This is a genomic window from Cylindrospermopsis raciborskii Cr2010, from assembly GCF_003367075.2.
Classification (GTDB): Bacteria; Cyanobacteriota; Cyanobacteriia; order Cyanobacteriales; family Nostocaceae; genus Raphidiopsis; species Raphidiopsis raciborskii.
In genome coordinates, this window is the sequence record NZ_CP065936.1 from 1,816,643 (window position 1) to 1,836,734 (window position 20,092).

General features: G+C 40.4%; 19 protein-coding genes and 1 tRNA gene. 12 read left to right on the forward strand and 8 right to left on the reverse strand.

Going from position 1 to position 20,092, the window contains the following annotated elements; genetic code table 11:
• The first annotated feature begins 17 nt into the window (after positions 1–17).
• The gene (gene pheA / locus C6N34_RS08290) at positions 18–890 is read left to right on the forward strand and encodes a prephenate dehydratase (protein ID WP_180981982.1); all 873 of its coding nucleotides are present in this window, start codon (positions 18–20) and stop codon (positions 888–890) included.
• On the opposite strand, the gene coaBC is transcribed toward pheA, so the two are convergent.
• From coaBC to psbB, 3 genes are all read right to left on the reverse strand, one after another.
• Positions 873–2,078: a bifunctional phosphopantothenoylcysteine decarboxylase/phosphopantothenate--cysteine ligase CoaBC gene (gene coaBC, locus C6N34_RS08295; protein WP_115539311.1), complete on the reverse strand. Its 1,206-nt coding sequence runs from the start codon at positions 2,076–2,078 to the stop codon at positions 873–875. The genes pheA and coaBC overlap by 18 nt on opposite strands.
• An 86-nt stretch (positions 2,079–2,164) precedes the next feature.
• A complete protein-coding gene (locus tag C6N34_RS08300; RefSeq protein ID WP_006276052.1) occupies positions 2,165–2,272 on the reverse strand; it encodes a photosystem II reaction center protein T in 108 nt (35 codons plus the stop codon).
• Between the two features lie 155 nt (positions 2,273–2,427).
• Complete coding sequence (gene psbB, locus C6N34_RS08305) at positions 2,428–3,957, reverse strand: photosystem II chlorophyll-binding protein CP47 (RefSeq protein WP_057177946.1); 1,530 nt, start codon at positions 3,955–3,957, stop codon at positions 2,428–2,430.
• A 419-nt stretch (positions 3,958–4,376) separates the two neighbouring features.
• Here psbB and C6N34_RS08310 point away from each other — a divergent pair, with 419 nt between their 5' ends.
• Together C6N34_RS08310 and C6N34_RS08315 are read left to right on the forward strand one after the other, a co-directional pair.
• On the forward strand, positions 4,377–6,014 hold the full coding sequence (locus C6N34_RS08310) for an ABC transporter substrate-binding protein (RefSeq protein WP_057177945.1): 1,638 nt from the start codon (positions 4,377–4,379) through the stop codon (positions 6,012–6,014).
• Between the two features lie 26 nt (positions 6,015–6,040).
• The gene (locus tag C6N34_RS08315) at positions 6,041–7,066 is read left to right on the forward strand and encodes an ABC transporter permease (RefSeq protein WP_057177944.1); all 1,026 of its coding nucleotides are present in this window, start codon (positions 6,041–6,043) and stop codon (positions 7,064–7,066) included.
• Between the two features lie 63 nt (positions 7,067–7,129).
• On the opposite strand, the gene C6N34_RS08320 is transcribed toward C6N34_RS08315, so the two are convergent.
• Positions 7,130–8,242: an ABC transporter permease gene (locus tag C6N34_RS08320; protein WP_071242225.1), complete on the reverse strand. Its 1,113-nt coding sequence runs from the start codon at positions 8,240–8,242 to the stop codon at positions 7,130–7,132.
• 116 nt (positions 8,243–8,358) lie between these two features.
• Here C6N34_RS08320 and C6N34_RS08325 point away from each other — a divergent pair.
• Positions 8,359–8,430, forward strand: a tRNA-Gly gene (locus C6N34_RS08325).
• 8 nt (positions 8,431–8,438) lie between these two features.
• On the opposite strand, the gene C6N34_RS08330 is transcribed toward C6N34_RS08325, so the two are convergent.
• Positions 8,439–8,933 (reverse strand): pentapeptide repeat-containing protein, encoded by a 495-nt coding sequence (locus tag C6N34_RS08330; protein ID WP_006278024.1) that lies wholly within the window; start codon positions 8,931–8,933, stop codon positions 8,439–8,441.
• A gap of 154 nt (positions 8,934–9,087) precedes the next feature.
• On the opposite strand from C6N34_RS08330, the gene gcvT reads away from it, so the two are divergent.
• From gcvT to C6N34_RS08355, 5 genes are all read left to right on the forward strand, one after another.
• Entirely contained in the window at positions 9,088–10,158 is a 1,071-nt protein-coding gene (gene gcvT / locus C6N34_RS08335) for a glycine cleavage system aminomethyltransferase GcvT (protein WP_235528954.1), read from the forward strand.
• Positions 10,159–10,316: 158 nt separating this feature from the next.
• Positions 10,317–10,709 carry a glycine cleavage system protein GcvH gene (gene gcvH / locus C6N34_RS08340; protein ID WP_200959819.1) on the forward strand — a complete coding sequence of 131 codons (393 nt, stop codon included), beginning with the start codon at positions 10,317–10,319 and terminating at the stop codon, positions 10,707–10,709.
• Positions 10,710–10,944: 235 nt separating this feature from the next.
• Positions 10,945–11,484: a cytochrome b6-f complex iron-sulfur subunit gene (gene petC / locus C6N34_RS08345; protein WP_006278029.1), complete on the forward strand. Its 540-nt coding sequence runs from the start codon at positions 10,945–10,947 to the stop codon at positions 11,482–11,484.
• 86 nt (positions 11,485–11,570) lie between these two features.
• Entirely contained in the window at positions 11,571–12,572 is a 1,002-nt protein-coding gene (petA, locus tag C6N34_RS08350; RefSeq protein WP_057177941.1) for a cytochrome f, read from the forward strand.
• A 178-nt stretch (positions 12,573–12,750) separates the two neighbouring features.
• Positions 12,751–12,978: a photosystem II protein, Psb35-related gene (locus C6N34_RS08355; RefSeq protein ID WP_057177940.1), complete on the forward strand. Its 228-nt coding sequence runs from the start codon at positions 12,751–12,753 to the stop codon at positions 12,976–12,978.
• Positions 12,979–13,045: 67 nt separating this feature from the next.
• On the opposite strand, the gene C6N34_RS08360 is transcribed toward C6N34_RS08355, so the two are convergent.
• A complete protein-coding gene (locus C6N34_RS08360; protein WP_057177939.1) occupies positions 13,046–14,491 on the reverse strand; it encodes a protein adenylyltransferase SelO in 1,446 nt (481 codons plus the stop codon).
• A 140-nt stretch (positions 14,492–14,631) separates the two neighbouring features.
• Here C6N34_RS08360 and bioB point away from each other — a divergent pair, with 140 nt between their 5' ends.
• Positions 14,632–15,609 carry a biotin synthase BioB gene (gene bioB, locus C6N34_RS08365; RefSeq protein WP_276613096.1) on the forward strand — a complete coding sequence of 326 codons (978 nt, stop codon included), beginning with the start codon at positions 14,632–14,634 and terminating at the stop codon, positions 15,607–15,609.
• A gap of 82 nt (positions 15,610–15,691) precedes the next feature.
• Here the strand turns inward: bioB and petL are convergent, their stop codons facing one another.
• Positions 15,692–15,784: a cytochrome b6-f complex subunit PetL gene (gene petL, locus C6N34_RS08370; RefSeq protein WP_065179930.1), complete on the reverse strand. Its 93-nt coding sequence runs from the start codon at positions 15,782–15,784 to the stop codon at positions 15,692–15,694.
• 74 nt (positions 15,785–15,858) lie between these two features.
• Here petL and aroB point away from each other — a divergent pair, with 74 nt between their 5' ends.
• Positions 15,859–16,956: a 3-dehydroquinate synthase gene (gene aroB / locus C6N34_RS08375; RefSeq protein WP_006278034.1), complete on the forward strand. Its 1,098-nt coding sequence runs from the start codon at positions 15,859–15,861 to the stop codon at positions 16,954–16,956.
• Between the two features lie 9 nt (positions 16,957–16,965).
• Here aroB and C6N34_RS08380 read toward each other — a convergent pair whose 3' ends face one another.
• Entirely contained in the window at positions 16,966–18,054 is a 1,089-nt protein-coding gene (locus C6N34_RS08380; RefSeq protein ID WP_057177937.1) for a serine/threonine-protein kinase, read from the reverse strand.
• 349 nt (positions 18,055–18,403) lie between these two features.
• Between C6N34_RS08380 and C6N34_RS08385 the strand changes: the two genes are divergently transcribed.
• The gene (locus tag C6N34_RS08385) at positions 18,404–20,080 is read left to right on the forward strand and encodes a substrate-binding domain-containing protein (RefSeq protein WP_236107490.1); all 1,677 of its coding nucleotides are present in this window, start codon (positions 18,404–18,406) and stop codon (positions 20,078–20,080) included.
• Positions 20,081–20,092 lie beyond the last annotated feature (12 nt).

The window sequence follows — 20,092 nt, forward strand, 5'->3', positions numbered from 1 at the left end:
TCACATCAAGCGAAGAAATGAACATTGGGTATTTAGGACCACCGGGCACTTATTCGGAACAAGCAGCTTCGTTTTATTTAAACTGGATTAAGGGAAATCAAGAATTTAAGGGAGAAGTCATTCTACGTCCATGTCCAACTATAGCTAAAGCACTACAGGCTGTAACAGTTCAAGAAGTTAATTTGGCAGTGGTTCCCGTGGAAAATTCCATTGAGGGAAGTGTAAGTATGACTATGGATAATTTATGGCAGTTGGAAAATTTACAGATTAAACAAGCTTTAGTGCTGCCAATTAACCATTGTTTAATTTCCTGTGCTACCAAATTAGAAGATATTGAAATAGTTTATTCCCATCCTCAAGCATTAGCACAATGTCAAGGGTGGTTAGGGAAATTTCTCCCCCAAGCAAATTTAAGTGCAACTAGTTCCACCACTCAAGCTTTGGAAAAGCTGGGTAAATCACCAACAACAGCAGCTATTTCCTCGGAGAAAGCAGCTCAAATGTATGATTTACCCATATTGAGTGACAGAATTAATGACTATCCTGACAACTGTACGAGATTTTGGGTGGTAGCACCAGAAAGTGGGGGGGGAAGTTCTTCAAGTTCATCAACCCACACATCCTTAGCATTTAGTGTCCCGGCCAATATTCCCGGTGCATTAGTTAAAGTATTACAAGTATTTGCGGATTTAGGAATTAATTTGAGCCGAATTGAATCTCGTCCTACCAAACGCTCTTTGGGGGAATACCTGTTTTTTCTCGATATAGAAGCCAGTGTTTTCTCATCGTTAATGACTACTGCTCTAAAAAATATAAGTATTAATGTTGAAATATTAAAAATATTTGGTAGTTATACAGTCTTAACAGTTGATTCAGATAAAATCAAATAAATAATGGGCCAGTTGCAACTTAGAACAGGAGGAAATATCTAACCGCTCTCCTTTTGTTTTTAAAAACACTGCTTGATTATTATCAGAGCCAAAACCACTGTCAGATTTATCAATGGGGTTGGCCACGATAACATCTAAATTCTTCCTTTGTAATTTCTCTTGCGCAGGGGTGACAATATCCCCAGTTTGTGCTGCAAAACCAATTAGTAATTGATGGGGTTGTTTGATTTTGCCCAGGTGGGCTATTATATCTGATACTGGTGCTAAAGGTATACTTTCAGGTAAAGAGGACTTAGGGATTTTTTCTGCACTATAATCCCTCGGTTTTACATCCGCAACTGCTGCGGACATAATAATTATATTGGCAATGGGAAAATATTCTAACATCACTTCTTGCATTTGTGCTGCACTAATCACCCGTATACCCTTTACCCCCAGGGGAACACTCCAACTGGAAGGACAATGGACTAGTGTTACCTCCGCTCCCCTGTGTAGTGCTGCTTGTGCAAGAGCTAATCCCATTTTACCTGTTGCTGGATTGCCAATAAACCGCACCGGATCTAAATATTCCCTAGTTCCTCCCCCACTAATCAAAACTTGTTTTCCCCTTAAATCTCTTTTCCCTTGAGTATGTAATAAAGATTTCACCCAAACCTCTATTTCCTCCGGTTCCGCCATTCTCCCCGCCCCCGTGCGATCGCACGCTAATAGTCCCTGAGCGGTTTGCATAGCATAAAACCGAGGATTTGTCAATATTTGTTGCCAATTCCTTTGCACTGTGATCTGTTCCCACATATCGGTATTCATAGCAGGTGCTAAAAGTATGGGACAGGTAGAAGCTAAAACCGTATTTGTTAATAAGTTATCAGCTATGCCATAAGCCAATTTAGCTATAGTATTGGCTGTTAAAGGAGCAATAACCATAAGATCGGCCCACTCTCCCAATTCTATATGGAGCGGACGGGAGTAGATTGGTTGCCAAAAGTCATCATCAGTATAAGCCTGATGGCGAGACAGGGTAGAAACAGTTAGGGGAGTAATGAATTTTTGAGCTGAATTAGTGAGGATAACTCTTAGTTCCACTTGTGATTGGAACAGGGTGGAAATTAACTGACAAACCTTATAAGCTGCGATACCACCTCCCACAGCAACAATGACCTTTTTTCTTTCCGAATTGCTAGTTGACATGAAATTGGTACAAATGAAAATCAAAACTACCCAAGATCTAGATCTGGGTAGTTTTGAGTGATTTTTGAGCGGTTCAACCCTAAGTATTACTCTTTGGGTTTTCTTTCAAAGCGAGGAGGTTCACGAAAGGCGATCGCAAAGAATAGAACACCTATTGCTAAAGCCAAAATTAAAATGTATGCAACGCTTTCCATGTTAGGATTTCCTATCAGGGTAGTATTTTGATTTTATCAAACACAGTGAAAACCGGGAGGTTTGGTCACCAATTGACATTAAACAGGCCCGGTGGCAAAAAGTAGGAAGTCTGAAGACCCATACTTTAGACCCATACTTTTTACCTTACACCTAATTAAGCTTCCTTGCGAACACGAGTGGTCTTATCACCCAATTTTTGGAATAGACCCCACTCTACTTGTTCTTCTAGATCCGCTTCCACACCTGCGAATACATCGCGGTAGATAGTTCTAGCACCATGCCAGATGTGACCAAAGAAGAATAAGAGAGCAAATACAGCGTGACCGAAGGTAAACCAACCTCTAGGAGAGGTGCGGAACACACCATCAGATCCCAAGGTTTCACGGTCGAATTCAAAAATTTCCCCACCTTGAGCTTTCCGAGCATATTTCTTCACATCAGCAGGGTCTGTGAATGTTTGACCATTCAAATTACCACCGTAGAAGCTAACAGTTACACCCGTTTGCTCAAAGCTGTATCTGGATTCCGCCCGACGGAAAGGAATGTCAGCGCGGACAACCCCATCCTTATCGGTCAAAATCACAGGGAAGGTTTCAAAGAAGTTAGGTAGACGACGAACAGTCAGTTCCCTTCCTTCCGAATCTGTGAATACTGCATGACCTTGCCAAGATTGGGCAATGCCATCACCCTTAACCATAGGACCTGTGCGGAATAATCCACCTTTAGCCGGACTATTACCCACATAGTCGTAAAAAGCTAACTTTTCAGGGATTTGTGACCATGCTTCTGTTAAAGTCGCACCACCAGCTACACTGGATTGCACACGACGTTGAATCTCTTGTCGGAAGTATCCTTGATCCCACTGGTAGCGGGTAGGTCCAAACAGTTCAATGGGTGTAGTTGCATTTCCATACCACATTGTTCCTGCTACTACGAAAGCGGCAAAGAACACTGCTGCAATACTGCTGGAAAGTACGGTTTCGATATTACCCATCCGTAGAGCTTTGTAGAGCCTTTCCGGTGGTCTAACCGATAGGTGGAATAGTCCGGCAATAATACCTACCACCCCTGCAGCAATATGGTGAGCCACAACACCACCAGGGTTAAAGGGGTTAAAGCCTGCTGGTCCCCATTCAGGTGCTACTGGTTGAATACTGCCAGTTAAACCATAAGCATCAGAAACCCACATTCCTGGACCAAATAGACCAGTGAGATGGAAAGCACCAAATCCAAAACAAAGTAAACCGGATAAGAACAAATGAATGCCAAACATTTTTGGCAAATCTAAAGCAGATTCGCCAGTGCGGGGATCTCTAAACAGTTCCAAATCCCAATAAACCCAGTGCCAAACAGCAGCTAGGAATAATAGACCGGAGAGAACTATATGAGCAGCAGCTACGCCTTCAAATGACCAGAAGCCAGGATCTACTGCTGTACCACCTGTTACGCTCCAACCGCCCCAGGATTCGGTTACACCCAAACGTGCCATGAAGGGTAATACGAACATCCCTTGTCGCCACATCGGGTTGAGAACAGGATCACTAGGATCGTAAACAGCTAATTCATAGAGTGCCATTGAACCAGCCCAGCCAGCAACTAAGGCTGTGTGCATTAAGTGTACGGAAATCAGTCGGCCTGGATCGTTCAGCACCACTGTATGTACTCGGTACCAAGGTAGTCCCATTGACTACGCCCCTCCTTAAAAAGTTAGTTTACAAAGCAATTTTCTTACTGAGACTGCTCAGGTGATAATCTACCATCCACAGGTCTCCGGTGAGTTTTTGTTATTGCCAGTCTTGATTGATATTTCCCCGCTTTAGAAAAATGGGGATTCTAATTGGTGAGTGCATACGGGTTGAAACCTCGCATTTACTCAATAGCCGTGTGGCTAGGTTTATTATCGCCGATTTGCCGTCATAAGTTAAGTCTTCCAGCTCATCACTTTTAAGAACTCTCTTATTTCAGCTCCGAGCAAAAATGAGAATTTTTTAGTAAGTATAACCTGAAAATGTGATTGTTGATCCAAATGTCTTTGTTATTATTCCAGGAGAAGGAGGTCAAGTTTGGTAAGTTCGCCAAATTATCGCTAAGTTTAAAACAACAATGGCCATAACTAAGTTTTTCCGCTGGTTAGGGAAACCAGTTAAATTTCTATCCCTATTCTCTTTGTGCTTCTTACTGACCATTAGCTGTAGTCCCACTCAGCATTCCAATACCCCTCCCCAGAATCTTTCCGCTGATGCTCGCATTACCATAGGCACTACTGCCAAACCAAGAACTCTTGACCCCGCTGATGCTTATGAGTTAGCATCCCTGGGTTTAATTTTTAATATGAGCGATCGCCTGTATACGTATAATCCAGGTAGCACGGAAATTCAACCACAACTGGCTACTTCTTTACCTAAAGTTAGTGCGGATGGGTTAACATATACCATACCTTTGCGTAAAGATGTGGTTTTTCACGATGGTACTCCCTTTAACGCTAAAGCTATGGAATTCAGTATTCAGCGGTTTATAGAAAATAAGGGTAAACCCTCGTTTTTACTTTCTGATACTATAGACTCAGTAAAAGCAACTAAGGAACATGAATTAACAATTAGGTTAAAAAAACCTTTTGCCGCTTTTCCTGCTTTATTAGCCTTTTCGGGGGTGTGTCCGGTATCACCTAAATCCTATCAAATTGGGGCGGGTAAATTCCAACCTAATATATTTGTGGGAACTGGTCCATATAAACTCCAAGAATATGGGGCGGATTCGTTAAAATTTGATGTTTTTGACCAATATTGGGGAGAAAAACCGGCAAATAAGGGGATTAACGTACAAATTCAATCTAGTCCCGTCAACCTGTTTAATGCCTTTAAAACAGGGGCGTTTGACGTTGCTTATTTGTCATTACAACCAGATCAAATTCGCAGTTTAGAAGAGGGAGCAAAAACAGGAAATTGGCAAGCAATAACTGCTCAAGGTAGTGTAGTTAGTTATATGGTACTCAATAGAAATCAACAACCCCTAGATCAACCAGAAGTACGAAAGGCGATCGCTTCATTAGTCAATCGTTCCCTATTGAACGACAGGGTGTTATATGGTCAAGCGGATCCGCTTTATAGCATGATTCCGACAACATTTAATGTTTCCCAACCATTATTTAAAAACAAATATGGTGATGGAGAATTTGACCGAGCCAAAAACCTGTTAACTGCTGCGGGATTCTCTGTAGAAAAGCCAGCCAAAATTCAAGTTTGGTATCCTTCCAGTTCACCTACCCGCAGTTTAGTGGCACAAACCTTAAAATCCCTAGCTGACACCAAAATGGGTGGAATATTACAACTAGAAATTAAAACTGTAGAAGGAGCAACATTCTTCAAAGAAATTTCTAAAGGTTCCTATCCCATAGCCCTATTAGATTGGTATCCGGACTTTTTAGATCCCGATAACTATGTCCAACCATTTTTGGCATGTGAGCAAGGTTCAGAAAGCAAAGGTTGTGAAAAAGGTGGTAGTCAAACCCAAGGAGCTTTTTATTATAGCCAAACCATGAATAAATTGATTGATCAACAGCGTCAAGAGCAGAATCCAGAAGCCAGAAAGAAAATATTTAATCAGATTCAGAACCTGGTTTTAGAAGATGTTCCTTATATTCCCCTATGGCAAAATAAAGATTATGTTTTTGCCCAAAAAGGTGTGAACAACGTCCAACTTGATCCCACTCAGAATCTGATTTACAAAAACATCAAAAAATAAAAACCAACAACCCTAATTATTGCCCTATGTCTCGGTCTAAAGCCCTACAGTATTACATAGCTTCTCGGTTATTATTTGCACCGCTGCAATTATTAACCATTGTCACCATTGTTTTTCTTTTACTAAGAGCAACACCGGGAGATCCAGCAGATGCAATTTTAGGAGGTAGGGCTCCAGAAAGTGCCAAAGAAGAACTGAGAAAACAATTAGGATTAGACCTACCCATTTGGCTACAGTATATCAACTACCTGGGGAACATCCTACGTTTTGACCTGGGTAGTTCCCTAACTAGTCGGGGTCAAAACGTCTGGCAAATCATCAGTCAACATTTTCCTGCAACGATGGAACTAGCAGTTTGTAGCATGTTAGTAGCGCTCATTGTGGGGATTTTAGTAGGAACCCTTTCTGCATCCCGTCCAGGAACTCCCTTGGATTTGGGGGGGAGATTATTTGGCATTATCACCTATGCACTCCCCATGTTCTGGGCGGGGATGTTATTACAATTAGTCTTCTCTGTCCAGTTACAATGGTTCCCTAATTCTAATCGTTTTCCTCCCAATATTAGTCCCCCCACAACCATTACTGGTTTATATACCATTGATAGTTTATTGAGTGGTAACTTGAATTATTTTTTCCTGGCCTTGCATCATTTAGCTCTACCCAGTTTAACCCTAGGAATTTTATTAAGTGGTATTTTTGAGCGAATAGTTAGAGTCAACTTAAAAGAAACTCTAAAAGCTGACTATGTGGAAGCAGCTCGAGCTAGAGGAATACCAGAAAACAAGATTTTAGTATCCCACGCTTTAAAAAATGCCCTCATACCAGTAATTACAGTTTTAGGGTTAACATTTGCTTCCCTATTGGGAGGAGCAATTTTAACCGAGGTGACTTTTTCTTGGCCTGGGTTGGCCAATAGACTATATCAAGCAATTGCTGACAGGGATTATACCACCGTGCAGGGAGTGTTAGTATTTTTCGGGGGAATTGTTGTTAGTGCTAGTATTGTGATTGATATTCTCAATGCTTATATAGATCCAAGAATTAGATATTAGGTGTAGGCTTGTTTAGTTCTCCTGATTTGAATGGAACCACCTAAATCTTAGATTTGGGTGGGTTTAACGAATACTCCGGGGGTCAAGAGCATCTCTCAATCCATCACCAAGCAAATTAAATGCTAAAACCGTCAATATTATCAGCATAGCTGGAGCTAGAACTAACCACGGTTGTAAAACTAAAATAGAAGCATTACTGGCTAAAGAAAGCATGTTTCCCCAAGAAGGATCAGGTTGTTGAATACCTAAACCAATTAAACTTAATACCGCTTCTGCTCCTATAAAACTAGGAATAGCTAAAGTAGCTGAAATAATTACATAACTGGCAGTTTGAGGTAATATATGACGCAAGATGATATAAAAAGGTTTGCCTCCTATAGCTAGTGACGCTTGAACAAATTCCTGTTCTTTAATAGACAAGACTTGACCACGAATTACTCGGGCCAAACCAGCCCAACTAATCACTGAAGTAATTAAGACTATTAGCAGAAATCTTTGTGTGCTGGTCAATTGAGGACTTAAAATTCCTGACAGTGCTGCTAATAAGTAAATACTAGGAAAGGTCATCAAAACTTCTGCCAACCGCATAATAATAATATCAATCCAACCACCAAAATAGCCAGAAATACCACCAATGATTAAACCTAATGGGTAGGTAATAATAATCCCAAAAATCCCAATAAATAGACTAATCCTTCCTCCATGTAGCAATCGACTAAATTGGTCTCTACCCTGTTCATCTGTTCCCAATAGGTTAAATTTGGCTGGATCTTTAGCACCAAACAAATGTAAATTTAGGGTGATACCAGGAATAATCTTTACTTCTTCCCATGCGGGAGGTAAGGGTAATTTTACCTCGAATAATGTATATTCAGAACCAACTACAAATAAACCCAGAGATGATGGTTTTTGAAAATCAACAATTAGTTTTCTTTCTCCGGTTTCTAAATTTGTATCCCCCTGAGTTGTGGGATAAATATGTGGTCCAATAAATTTACCATCTGGCGTTTTCCAATAAATTTTGGTTGGTGGTAATAGAGAACCATGAGGTTGAGAATCATAGGGATTATAGGGCGCTATAAAATCGGCACCAATTACTCCTATGTAAAATACTAACAGTATTATTGCACCAAATCGCGCTAAGTTGTTATTCTTTAGTCTTTGCCACCAGTTCATAGTTCTAATTTCTGATTTTAATTACAATAGGAGGGATATGGCAAAAATCTCTTGACAGTAACAGATTTTTGCCTTACCATTGAACCTGGGTTCAATGGCTTATTCAACTCTTTAATGCGGGTGTAATTCAGTGGTAGAATGTCTGCCTCCCATGCAGAATGTCGTGGGTTCGAGTCCCATCACCCGCTTTTAGTCCCTATCTACAACCTAGGGATTCACGAGTGTCAACTCCCGTTTGAGAGTTAACTCCACTAGCATCAGCACACAATTTTTTCACCTCCACTCCATCTAAAATGGCATTGGTAAAGTCAGCACCGGTAATATCCACATTGTTAAATGTCGAGCGTAACATCATGGCATTAGTAAAAATGGCATCGCTTAAATTAGAATTCTTAAAATTAGACAAGTAAGAGATTCCGTCACTAAAGTTGACTCCATGTAAATTTGTATCAATCAACAGTGTGCCATTAAATACTACACCTCGCAAATCAGCATTGCTAAAGTTAGCATTTTCCAATTTAATGTTGGTGAACTCCTTACCTACTAAACTTTTTCCCGAATAATCTTGAATTTCTATCTTACTCCCTGCAGACCGGGTAATACTAGAAGAACTGGCTGCTTGTGCGGATAAGTTAGATACAAAGAACACTGCGGTTAAAACTAAACCGACAAATATTTGCCAATACTTCATGATTTTTGAGTAATAAATCTTATCAATCTACAATATTAGAATATCTAAAATACAGTCAGTTAACTCAAAACTCGTGATCAAATCAGACAGTCCTGTAAATCATTCTGTTCCTTCACCAGGGGGAAAAACCCCTCTATATCAAACTGGTGTGGAAATGAAAGCCAGATTTACCAACTTTGGCGGTTGGGAAATGCCTTTACAATACACCAGTATTATTGAGGAACACCAAGCTGTGAGAAATGGTGCGGGAATGTTTGATATTTCCCACATGGGTAAGTTTAACCTCCAGGGTAAAAACCTCATGGTCCAACTGGAAAAACTAGTCCCTTCTGATTTAAGTAGGTTGCAACCTGGTCAGTCTCAATACACTGTACTGTTAAATCCTCAAGGTGGGATTATTGACGATATCATTATTTACCGTCAAAGTGGAAAAAATACAGATAATGAAAAAGTTGTCATTATTGTTAACGCCTCTACTACAGATAAAGACAGGAATTGGTTGTCGCAAAATCTGGACTTGAATCAAATTCAATTTGAAGACCTGTCTAGGGATAAGATATTAATTGCCCTCCAGGGTCCAAAAGCTACTGCTATATTACAGTCTTTTGTAGCTGATGATTTGACACCTATCAAAGCTTTTGGCCATTTAGAAACCGAAATTTTGGGTGGTGGGGCCTTTTTAGCTCGTACTGGTTACACAGGGGAAGATGGCTTTGAGATCATGGTAGATTCGCAAACGGGACTGGAATTTTGGCAACGTCTCCATGGTGCAGGTGTCACCCCTTGCGGATTAGGTTGTAGGGACACATTGCGGTTAGAAGCAGCTATGTCACTTTATGGTCAAGATATTGATGATAATACTACACCTTTAGAAGCTGGTTTGGCATGGTTAGTCCATTTAGATAGAAAAGGTGATTTTATTGGTCGAGACATTTTAGAAAGGCAAAAAATCCAGGGTGTGGAGCGTAAATTGGTGGGTTTACAAACTCAGGGAAGAAATATTCCCCGTCATGGCTACTCCCTTCTATCATCTGGAAAAATCATTGGACAGGTGACCAGTGGTACTCTGTCTCCCACCTTAAACTATCCTATTGCTCTAGCTTATGTAACTGCTGAGTTAGCAAATATTAAACAGCAAATAGAAGTGGATATACGTGGTAAAACCTATCCAGCCCAAGTAGTAAAACGCCCTTTTTATAAATCCCAAAATCGTGCCCACAAATAATGGTTGAAAAACCTTGAGGTTAAGTTTTGGAGCATGGCGTAAAGCCTCCACTTGGTGCAAACCTGGTTGAGCAAGTTTTGACGATGAATGTAGAATCCCCGTGTATTTAGACCGGGGAGTGTCAATTATGTAGAACATTATTGAATGTAGAAAGGAAAATTATGGAGCTGAAATATCCCGAAGATTTACTGTATCTCGATACTCATGAATATGTACGACTAGATAGTGAAATTGCTACTGTGGGCATTACTAATTTTGCCATAGACCAATTGGGAGATATAGTATTTTTAGAACTGACAGAGGTTGGAAATGACCTTTCCCAAGGAGAATCATTTGGCACAATCGAATCAGTTAAAGCAGTGGAAGAATTAAAATCCCCAGTCACAGGAGTAGTTATAGAAAGAAATGAGTCCTTGATTGAGTCTCCAGAATCCATAGGAAAGGACCCCTATGGGGATGGCTGGTTTATTAAAGTGCATATAAGTAATGCCCAAGAAGTGGTGCAGGGAATGTCTGCTGAAAAATATGCTGCTTTGGTGGAGGGAGCATAACTTTTGCTTGGATTCCACCCTCTCCAGATAAAAAATGGAGTCATGATATTAAGTTCCCTAACTCAAGTATGATAGGGATATAAAGAAATGTAATGCTAATAAATGATGATGCCAGATCAATCCTATAAGATCAGACATCACTGGGGGCGTTAGCATTTCGACTCAGACAAGAGTTGATATAGTGCTACCACTCTTGTCAAAATACTCAACAAATCACACAAAGAGCGTGTAGACTATGGCTCAATTTTCTGAATCAATGGACGTACCTGATATGGGTCGTCGCCAGTTTATGAACTTACTTACCTTTGGGACTGTAACCGGGGTAGCTGCTGGAGTTCTTTATCCCGTTGTGAACTACTTCATCCCGCCTGCCAGCGGTGGTGCTGGTGGCGGTTCAGTCGCAAAGGATGAACTGGGCAATGATGTTAGTCTCAGCAAGTTCCTTTCTAGTCACAATGTGGGAGATCGGACTTTAGTTCAAGGATTAAAGGGAGACCCTACCTACATCGTGGTGGAAACTAAAGAAGCAATTGCTGATTATGGCATTAATGCTATCTGTACCCACCTGGGTTGTGTTGTTCCCTGGAACGTAGCAGAGAATAAGTTTAAATGTCCTTGCCATGGTTCTCAATACGATGCGACTGGTAAAGTTGTACGCGGACCTGCACCTAAATCTCTAGCTTTAGCTCATGCTAATGTCAACGATGACACTATCGTTTTGACCCCCTGGACGGAAACCGACTTCCGCACTAATGAAAACCCATGGTGGGCTTAATAGAATAAAGTGCTGAGTAACTAATCATTAGTCAATGCTGACCAATGACAACTGACTAACTAAAACCGAAACATGACTTTATAGAGATGAGAAACGCCCTTACACCAGCGAGGTTAACTCGCGCTGCTAAGGTAATGCTAAATACATTACTAATAGCGATCGCCTCCGTGACATTTTCCTTGGTTAGCGATTTCGTTCAACCCCAAAGTGCTGCTGCTTACCCCTTTTGGGCGCAGGAAACTGCTCCTGAAACACCTCGCGAAGCCACAGGGCGAATTGTATGTGCCAACTGTCACCTAGCTGCCAAGAACACAGAAGTAGAAGTACCACAATCCGTATTACCTGATACCGTATTTAAAGCGGTGGTCAAAATACCATACGATACCAGCGTACAGCAAGTAGGAGCGGATGGTTCTAAGGTTGGTTTAAACGTTGGAGCGGTATTAATGTTACCGGAAGGGTTTAAGATTGCTCCAGAAGATCGCATACCAGAAGAACTCAAAGAAGAAGTAGGGGATCTACCATTCCAAACCTACAAGGAAGATCAAGAAAACGTAATTATTGTTGGGCCATTACCTGGGGAAGAATATCAAGAAATTGTTTTTCCTGTATTGTCACCTAACCCTGCTACCGACAAAAATATCCACTTTGGCAAATATTCCATTCATGTTGGCGGAAATCGGGGACGTGGACAAGTTTACCCCACAGGTGAAAAGAGTAACAATAACATTTACAATGCTTCTGCTGGGGGGACAATTAGTAAGATTGCTCAAACCGAAGATGAAGATGGTAATGTCAAATATATAGTTAGCATCACCACTGCATCGGGAGATGTGGTGGAAGATACTGTGCCCGCAGGTCCGGAATTAATTGTTTCTGAGGGACAAACTGTAGCATCTGGTGATGCTTTAACCAATAACCCTAATGTGGGTGGTTTTGGTCAGAAAGACGCAGAAATTGTCTTACAAGATAGTTCTAGGGTTGTGTGGCTGATTGCCTTTATCTGTTTAGTCATGATGGCACAGGTAATGTTAGTGCTGAAGAAGAAACAAATAGAAAAAGTCCAAGCTGCTGAGATGAATTTCTAAATTCCCTGCTAGATCGCACTTTTTTCTTGGGACAGGCAAAAAGCCTGTCTTTTTTTCTAGTAAACCCTACTTTAAATGGCGGATACCACACTTGAGACCCATTTGACAATTTTCTTAACATTTTGTTATCTTTGTTTACATAGAGTAATAAAGACTTATTCAACAAGGAGTTACTCAAATGGTTGTGTTAATTGCATTATTTGTTATTGGTTGGGTTGCAGCTGGGTTGATTGGTTCCCTAGCATATTTTATGGGTGAGCAAAGCAAGCCCATTCATGAACGTAACTGGCGTTCTGAGTCGTTTGCAAGACTAGCCAAGTCAATTACCGGTCAAGAAATTAATTATGAAACCCGCACTCCTGCTTATGGTATGGATGCTTATACCAGCCAAGGCTTATCTGAGTAGAGTTTGTAAATAATAAATAGAGCAAATAGCCGTGCTGTCAAAAGTTTAGACAGCACGGTTTGTTATATTAGGTATGAAAATTTTGGATCAAATTATAAAAAGGTTGCCAATTATCCTGTTCCACAATTGGTTGCCAAATCTCTTCAATTACTGGTCTTAGTAAATTAGACTGGGGATTATATTGGATTAAGGTTGTGCCAACATTCGTCATTTCTTGGGAAACCGAGTTGTTGAGGACTTGATGATAAAGTGCGCACCAGTTTTTAAAAACAGATAATGACCTCGGCAAAATTTGTGATTCCTCCATAATTAAACTAGGTTCCTCACGCCATCTGGGGGAAAATGTCTTTGCCATATCGGCAAAAAACTGATGATAATTAATTTGACTTTCTTTTAAAAAACCAATTGTGAGATCTAACAAATCATCAGCTTCTGGAAATTTGGGTTGGGCAAAACCTAATCTTTTCAACATCAAATTCCCATATTCTGCATGATAGTATTCCTGAAATTTTGCTAACCCATAATCCAGATCCACTGGGTCAATCACCGCTTTTAATGGCTCTTGCAACAGTTCTAAATTTAAATAACAAATACTTGGTTGCTGACCATAACAATAACGCCGATAATAGTCAAAATAGGCAGCAGTAAAATTTAAATCATAGGTGGGGATAAAAGCATAGGGTCCATAGTCAAAACTTTCCCCTGTAATAGACATGTTGTCAGTATTTAAAACACCATGGCAAAAACCCGCGCACATCCATTGTGCCACTAACTGGGCTACTCTCTTCACTAGTTCAGCATAAAACAAAGCATATTTATTCTCCTGATTGTTTAGATCTGGATAATATTGATCAATCACATGATCTAATAATTTCTGGATTAAATCCGGGCGTTTTAAATAATGTAATCTCTCAAAAGTGCCAAATCTAATATGGGATTTACTCATGCGCACCATGACTGATGAACGGGTGGGAGAAGGTTCATCTCCTCGCCATAAAGATAATCCAGTTTCAATCATACTTAAACACCGGGATGTTCTCACACCTAAACGATGTAATACTTCCCCTGCTAAAACTTCTCTCACCCCTCCCTTGAGGGTTAGCATTCCATCACCACCACGGGAATAAGGCGTTCTCCCTGATCCCTTAGTGCCAAAATCATATAGTTCTCCATCCACACCCCTAACTTGTCCATAAAGAAAACCTCTACCATCTCCTAAATGGGGGTTATATTCACCAAATTGATAGCCGTGATAACGCAGTGCTAAAAATGGTTTCTTTCCTTCAAATTTGCCAAAGCTATCAATAAAGTTTTGGTCTGTAATTATTTGATGGTCTATTCCTAAACGTTCTAATAATGAATTATTTCGCCAGCGTAAAATGTGTTGGGGAAATTCTTCCGCATCAACTTCATCATAGTAGTCATTACCTAATGACTCCAATTTATATTCATAGTTGAGAGAATGTAACCGGTTGGGGGAGGTTGTATCATTTGGCGTTTCAGCTGGGTTCATTTTTACTATTTTTGGTGTTTTCTTGATTCTACATTATTACCAATTGCCATTGGTCGGTAGATAATGCTACTCTACTTGTATCCCACGGTTAAAATTTCCGTGTCTTTCTGTTCATTATAAAGGATAGCAAAAGGATAGTAATGGCGCAAATACGCTACGATTGGCAAAAAGATGAGATTTTCGCTATCTACAATACACCATTTTTAGAGCTAGTTTATCAAGCTGCTACTGTACACCGTCAATTTCATAATCCTAAACAAATACAGGTATGCAAGCTAATATCTATTAAAACTGGTGGTTGCCCAGAAGACTGTGGTTACTGCGCCCAGTCCTCCCATTATAAAACTGAAGTCAAACCAGAAGCTTTATTAGCTAAGGAAACAGTATTAAATATTGCTCACAAAGCTAAGGAAAATGGTGTCAGTCGAATCTGTATGGGCGCTGCTTGGCGCGAAGTACGAGATAATTCCCAATTTGAACAAGTTTTGGATATGGTTAAAAATGTAACCTCTATGGGACTGGAGGTCTGCTGCACTTTGGGCATGTTAACAGCTAGTCAAGCTCAAAAGTTGCAAGATGCAGGTCTTTACGCTTATAATCATAACCTGGATACTTCCGAAGAATATTATAGTAGTGTTATTACCACGAGAACATATAGCGATCGCCTGAATACAATTAGAAATGTTCGATCAACTAATGTGACTGTTTGTTCTGGTGGTATTCTGGGTTTAGGTGAGAGTGTGGAAGACCGGGTGGGAATGTTATATACTCTATCTAGTTTGGAACCCCATCCTGAATCAGTTCCGATTAATATCCTCTCCCAGGTTGAGGGAACACCCCTGTCCGATCAACCGGAAGTTCCTATTTGGGATGTGGTGCGGATGATTGCTACTGCTAGAATCATTATGCCCACCTCTGACGTGCGTTTAAGTGCTGGAAGAGCTAGACTTTCTCCCGTGGAACAGTCTTTGTGTTTTATGGCGGGTGCCAATTCAATTTTTTCTAGTGATGACCAGAAAATGTTGACGGTTACCACCCCTTGTCCCGATTATGACACGGATGGGGAAATGTTAAAGCTATTGGGTTTGCAAATGCGTCCTCCTTCTAAACTTTCTTAATATACCCAACCCACAAAACCAGTTGATTGAGAACCGACTTTGGCTTTCAGACAGGGAATTTATTCCCTGTCTCCCACAGTCTCTAGATTATCTTAGCAGCACGAAGACCAAATAATAGTCCCACTGCGATAACTGTAAACGCGGCTAAAAAAGCCACATATTCCACTACGGCCATTGATCTCGCTCCAGAATTTAGTTCACTAAATTTATTCAATCATATATAATTTCCCATTATATCCGGGTTTTTCAATGACTTCCGTAATTAAAGTAGATATACCAGAAAATTCCTATCAAATCATTGTTGCACCAGGTAGTCTGGATCAACTGGGCCCACAAATGGCTAGTCTCAATCTAGGTAAAAAGGCCCTTTTGGTTTCTAACCCCATCATATTTAAGCATTATGGAGAGCGGGCGATCGCCTCTTTGCAAAATGCTGGTTTTGATGTGGTTCACTATAATCTCCCACCTGGAGAGCGATATAAAACATTAAACTCTATTCAAAAAATTTATGATACAGCTTTAGAACATAAATTAGAGCGCAACTCCACCATGATAGCTTTAGGTGGTGGTGTTGTCGGTGATATGACGGGATTCGCTGCTGCTACCTGGCTAAGAGGAATTAATTTAGTACAAGTACCCACTAGTTTACTAGCGATGGTTGATTCTTCCGTAGGTGGAAAAACAGGGGTTAATCATCCCCATGGTAAAAACCTAATTGGTGCATTTTATCAACCCAGGTTAGTACTAATTGACCCTCAAGTTCTCCAAACCTTACCCAGTGGTGAATTCAGAGCGGGAATGGCGGAAGTGATCAAGTACGGGGTAATTTGGGATCCCCAATTGTTTACTCAGTTGGAAGCGAGCAAGCACCTTGATCAACTCCGCTATGTAAAATCCGACCTGATAAACTATATCTTAACTCATTCTTGTGAAGCAAAAGCAAATGTGGTCAGTCAAGATGAAAAAGAATCTGGAATCCGGGCAATTTTGAATTACGGCCATACTATTGGTCACGCAGTGGAAAGTGTCACTAAATATCGAGTGTTTAAGCATGGTGAAGCCGTCGGTCTTGGTATGATAGCAGCGGGGGAAATTGCTGTTAGGTTGGAACTTTGGTCAAAATCAGATGCAGAGCGTCAAAATACACTTATCCAAAAAGCCGGACTGCCAACTAAATTGCCAGTGGGTTTAGATATTAATCAACTAATTGATGCCTTACAATTAGATAAGAAGGTTAAATCAGGTAGGGTGAGATTTGTTCTACCTAGTCAAATAGGAAAGGTTCTAGTTACAGACCAGGTACCAACGGATATTATTACTCAGGTTTTGTCGAGTTTTGGTTTTTAGATGCGGTTATTAAAGTCCCCTATCTGTTTCTTGGATTCCATTGGGCTCAGTCTTAGGCTGAAGTTGGGGAGTTTTGGTGATTAATAGGTAACCAATTCCTAGTAGAACCACACTAATCAGTGCTAGGATATAACCGAATGTCCGAGGTTTTTTAGTGTGTGATATTATTGTTTTAGGAGAGTTTGATGGGATAATACTATAGGGTTGTCTCAATTCTTCTAGTACCTTTTCCGCTAAGCTATAGCGGTTCTCAGAATTAGCTACTAATAACTTATCTAGAATCTGCTGCAATTTCTGACTTAGAGGTTGATTTAAATAGTTACGCCAGTTTGCAACCCAGTTGTAACCGTCTTTAAGCCAAAGCTCATAGGGATTTTTACTAGTAAGCAAATAAAAACAGGTTACACCAAGACTGTATAAGTCACCAGCCGTACTTGCCACACCATCAACTCTTTGTTCCCAAGGTGCATAACCATCTGTGCCAATCCGCGTTCCTGAAGTTGCTCCTCCTTGTAATTCTTTTGAAGCACCAAAATCAATCAACACCAATTTACCATCTTTATGACGACGCATAACATTTTCCGGTTTAATATCTCGGTGAATAATCCCTTGCTTATGAACTTCCTGGAGGATGAGCAATAAGTCCTGCAAAAACTGGCGAATTTTAGCTTCGTTTAACACCCCTTCGGTTTGTAGTTCTTCGAGTAAATTTTTGCCATCAACAAACTGCTCTACTAAATATAACTGTCGATTTTCTTCAAAGTAGGCAAACAAGCTAGGGATTTGAGTGTGTTCCGCCAACTTTTGTAATTGCTGTGCTTCTTGTAGAAATAACTCTGTAGCTTTGATTAAGGCTTGTGTTGTTTGATTACCTAAAGAAGGTGCCAGCTGTTTAATTACACAGAGTTCATTTAATTTATGAGTGTCCAGTGCCAAGTAGGTTTTAGCAAATCCTCCACCCCCTAAACGTTTAACTGGTTGATAACGATTCTTCAAGATTACTAAAGGAGTGCCACAGGTAGGGCAATAACTAGTACCCTCTGGAACTTGGGGGTTATCACATTCATAAGTAGGATTCAGACAGCATATCTGATTCATGGCTTTTGGTGAGCGGATATTGTTACTGAATATCTAAGGTGGTTTATTTTAGCACGAATGGTTCCGGGCGTGATCGTTATTTTTGCCAGGTGGAATGGTTAAGAAAAGTGGCACATAATGTATAATTATTAAAAGCTAGAAAAATATTGGCAAAAAGTCAACTTTAGTGTGTTATTTTTTTGTCAGTTGTTGTTGGTTAATGAACTACCTGTCTCGACAGATATGTAAAGTACAGCATTTTGGTAAATAAGGTATGTGGAAAAAAAGTAAAAATAATAATCTAAATCTAAATAGTCTAAGTAAAATAACACGTAGTTTATTATTGTTGTTTTTGACATTAAGTGGCAGTTTGCTAACAACAAACCTTTTTGCACCAGCACTAGCACAATCAAATACGGAAAGTAATGGTCTAGAACTATTACCAAGAGTTGCCAACAAGAATAAAGTCAGAATTGATGGTTCGATTAAATTGTTAATGATCAACCAAAAGCTGAAAAATAGTTTTCAGGAACTGTTTCCCCATACTCAGGTAGAAATAGGAACAAGCGGTAATGAGGCAGCTATTAAATCCTTATTGGACGGACAAATTGATGTGGCGGCGATCGCTAGAGGATTGACTCCAGCAGAAAAAGCTCAGGGACTGGAGCAAGTTCGTCTAACCAGAGAAAAAATTGCCGTTGTGGTTGGTGTTGATAATCCATTTCAGGGTGGTTTAACTATTGGGGAGTTTACGAGGATATTTAGGGGTAAAATTACTAACTGGTCTCAGGTAGGTGGGCCTCCTATGGCAATTCGGTTTATTGATCGTTCTGTCACCAGTGAAACTCGCCGTTCTCTCGGTGGTTACCCGGTGTTCAATTTTCCTGAATTGACTAGTAACAGTGATAAATATCTTACTGTCAGCCGAGATAAAACTACGGAAATTATCCAACAATTGGGTAAAGATGGTATCAGCTACGCCATAGTCAGCCAGGTAAAAACAGTCCCCCAAGTAAGAATACTCAAAATTCAGGGTACTTATCCCGACCATTCCAAATATCCCTTTTCATTACCCCTGGTTTATGCTTACAAGCGTAACTCTGATCCTACAGTGGTGAATTTTGTGGATCTTGCTACTACCCAAGTAGGAAAAAAAGCTATATCCAAGGCTAAAGAAGAAGAGATGTCAGCAGTCGCGACACTACCAAATACGGCACAAAACTCCACCCCCGGTTCCGAGTCTCTAGTTCCCATCTATTCCCAAAATGCCCTGCTGTCAACTTCTGTCTCCCCAGACGCTTCAACTTCAAGAAATAATGGTAATTATTTTGGCTATGCTAGTCGGCTATTTTCCGGTGTAGTGGGAAACAGAAAACTCCTAGGACTATTAATTGGTTTATGCTTTCTAGTAATATTCCTAACGTTTTTACTTTGGCTATTAATGGGGAGAAAATCTCGACGAAAGAAAAATCTTGTTGCTGGAGGGATAAACGAATTGGAAACATCATACCCAAACACGGAGGAAGTAATTGGCAATGACTCCGATGTTTTCGATCAAGCAGTAGGCTTAGATTTCGGTGAGTTGGTTTGGGATATAGAAGCACCAGTCTCAGTCATCAATACTCTTGATTCTCCAGAATCCCCAATATTGACACCATCTGCACCAGTGGTAGAGAATCACATTCCCCCAAATACTTCCCAAATCGGTACCGGAAGCTCCATTACTTTTGTACCACGCTCAGCCAAATGGGCCTATGTTCACTGGTATATTTCCGAGAGCGATCGCCAGTTGGCAAAACAGAGAGGAGGGAACATTCTAGCTATTAGACTTTATGATGTGACCAATCTGGATCTAAGTGTTCAATCTCCTCCTTTGGTTAAGGAATATGAGTGTGAAGAATCAGGATCAGATTACTACTTGGCTATTCCCAGAACCCATCATGAGTACATGACAGAAATCGGGTATTTGACCGATGACCATCAGTGGCTAAACATGGCCCGTTCTCAAACCATTTGGACCTATAATCTTCCCGATAAAGAGCTATAACCACTTGTAGGC

Bases quoted from the DNA above. Each gene is read 5' to 3' on its own strand.
- pheA (WP_180981982.1), top strand. From the start codon at position 18: ATGAACATTGGGTATTTAGGACCACCGGGCACTTATTCGGAACAAGCA.
- C6N34_RS08315 (WP_057177944.1), top strand. From the start codon at position 6,041: ATGTCTCGGTCTAAAGCCCTACAGTATTACATAGCTTCTCGGTTATTA.
- C6N34_RS08380 (WP_057177937.1), bottom strand. From the start codon at position 18,054: ATGAATCAGATATGCTGTCTGAATCCTACTTATGAATGTGATAACCCC.
- petL (WP_065179930.1), bottom strand. From the start codon at position 15,784: ATGGCCGTAGTGGAATATGTGGCTTTTTTAGCCGCGTTTACAGTTATC.
- gcvT (WP_235528954.1), top strand. From the start codon at position 9,088: ATGAAAGCCAGATTTACCAACTTTGGCGGTTGGGAAATGCCTTTACAA.
- C6N34_RS08310 (WP_057177945.1), top strand. From the start codon at position 4,377: ATGGCCATAACTAAGTTTTTCCGCTGGTTAGGGAAACCAGTTAAATTT.
- C6N34_RS08360 (WP_057177939.1), bottom strand. From the start codon at position 14,491: ATGAACCCAGCTGAAACGCCAAATGATACAACCTCCCCCAACCGGTTA.
- bioB (WP_276613096.1), top strand. From the start codon at position 14,632: ATGGCGCAAATACGCTACGATTGGCAAAAAGATGAGATTTTCGCTATC.
- psbB (WP_057177946.1), bottom strand. From the start codon at position 3,957: ATGGGACTACCTTGGTACCGAGTACATACAGTGGTGCTGAACGATCCA.
- petA (WP_057177941.1), top strand. From the start codon at position 11,571: ATGAGAAACGCCCTTACACCAGCGAGGTTAACTCGCGCTGCTAAGGTA.
- aroB (WP_006278034.1), top strand. From the start codon at position 15,859: ATGACTTCCGTAATTAAAGTAGATATACCAGAAAATTCCTATCAAATC.
- C6N34_RS08320 (WP_071242225.1), bottom strand. From the start codon at position 8,242: ATGAACTGGTGGCAAAGACTAAAGAATAACAACTTAGCGCGATTTGGT.
- coaBC (WP_115539311.1), bottom strand. From the start codon at position 2,078: ATGTCAACTAGCAATTCGGAAAGAAAAAAGGTCATTGTTGCTGTGGGA.
- petC (WP_006278029.1), top strand. From the start codon at position 10,945: ATGGCTCAATTTTCTGAATCAATGGACGTACCTGATATGGGTCGTCGC.
- C6N34_RS08355 (WP_057177940.1), top strand. From the start codon at position 12,751: ATGGTTGTGTTAATTGCATTATTTGTTATTGGTTGGGTTGCAGCTGGG.
- C6N34_RS08330 (WP_006278024.1), bottom strand. From the start codon at position 8,933: ATGAAGTATTGGCAAATATTTGTCGGTTTAGTTTTAACCGCAGTGTTC.
- C6N34_RS08300 (WP_006276052.1), bottom strand. From the start codon at position 2,272: ATGGAAAGCGTTGCATACATTTTAATTTTGGCTTTAGCAATAGGTGTT.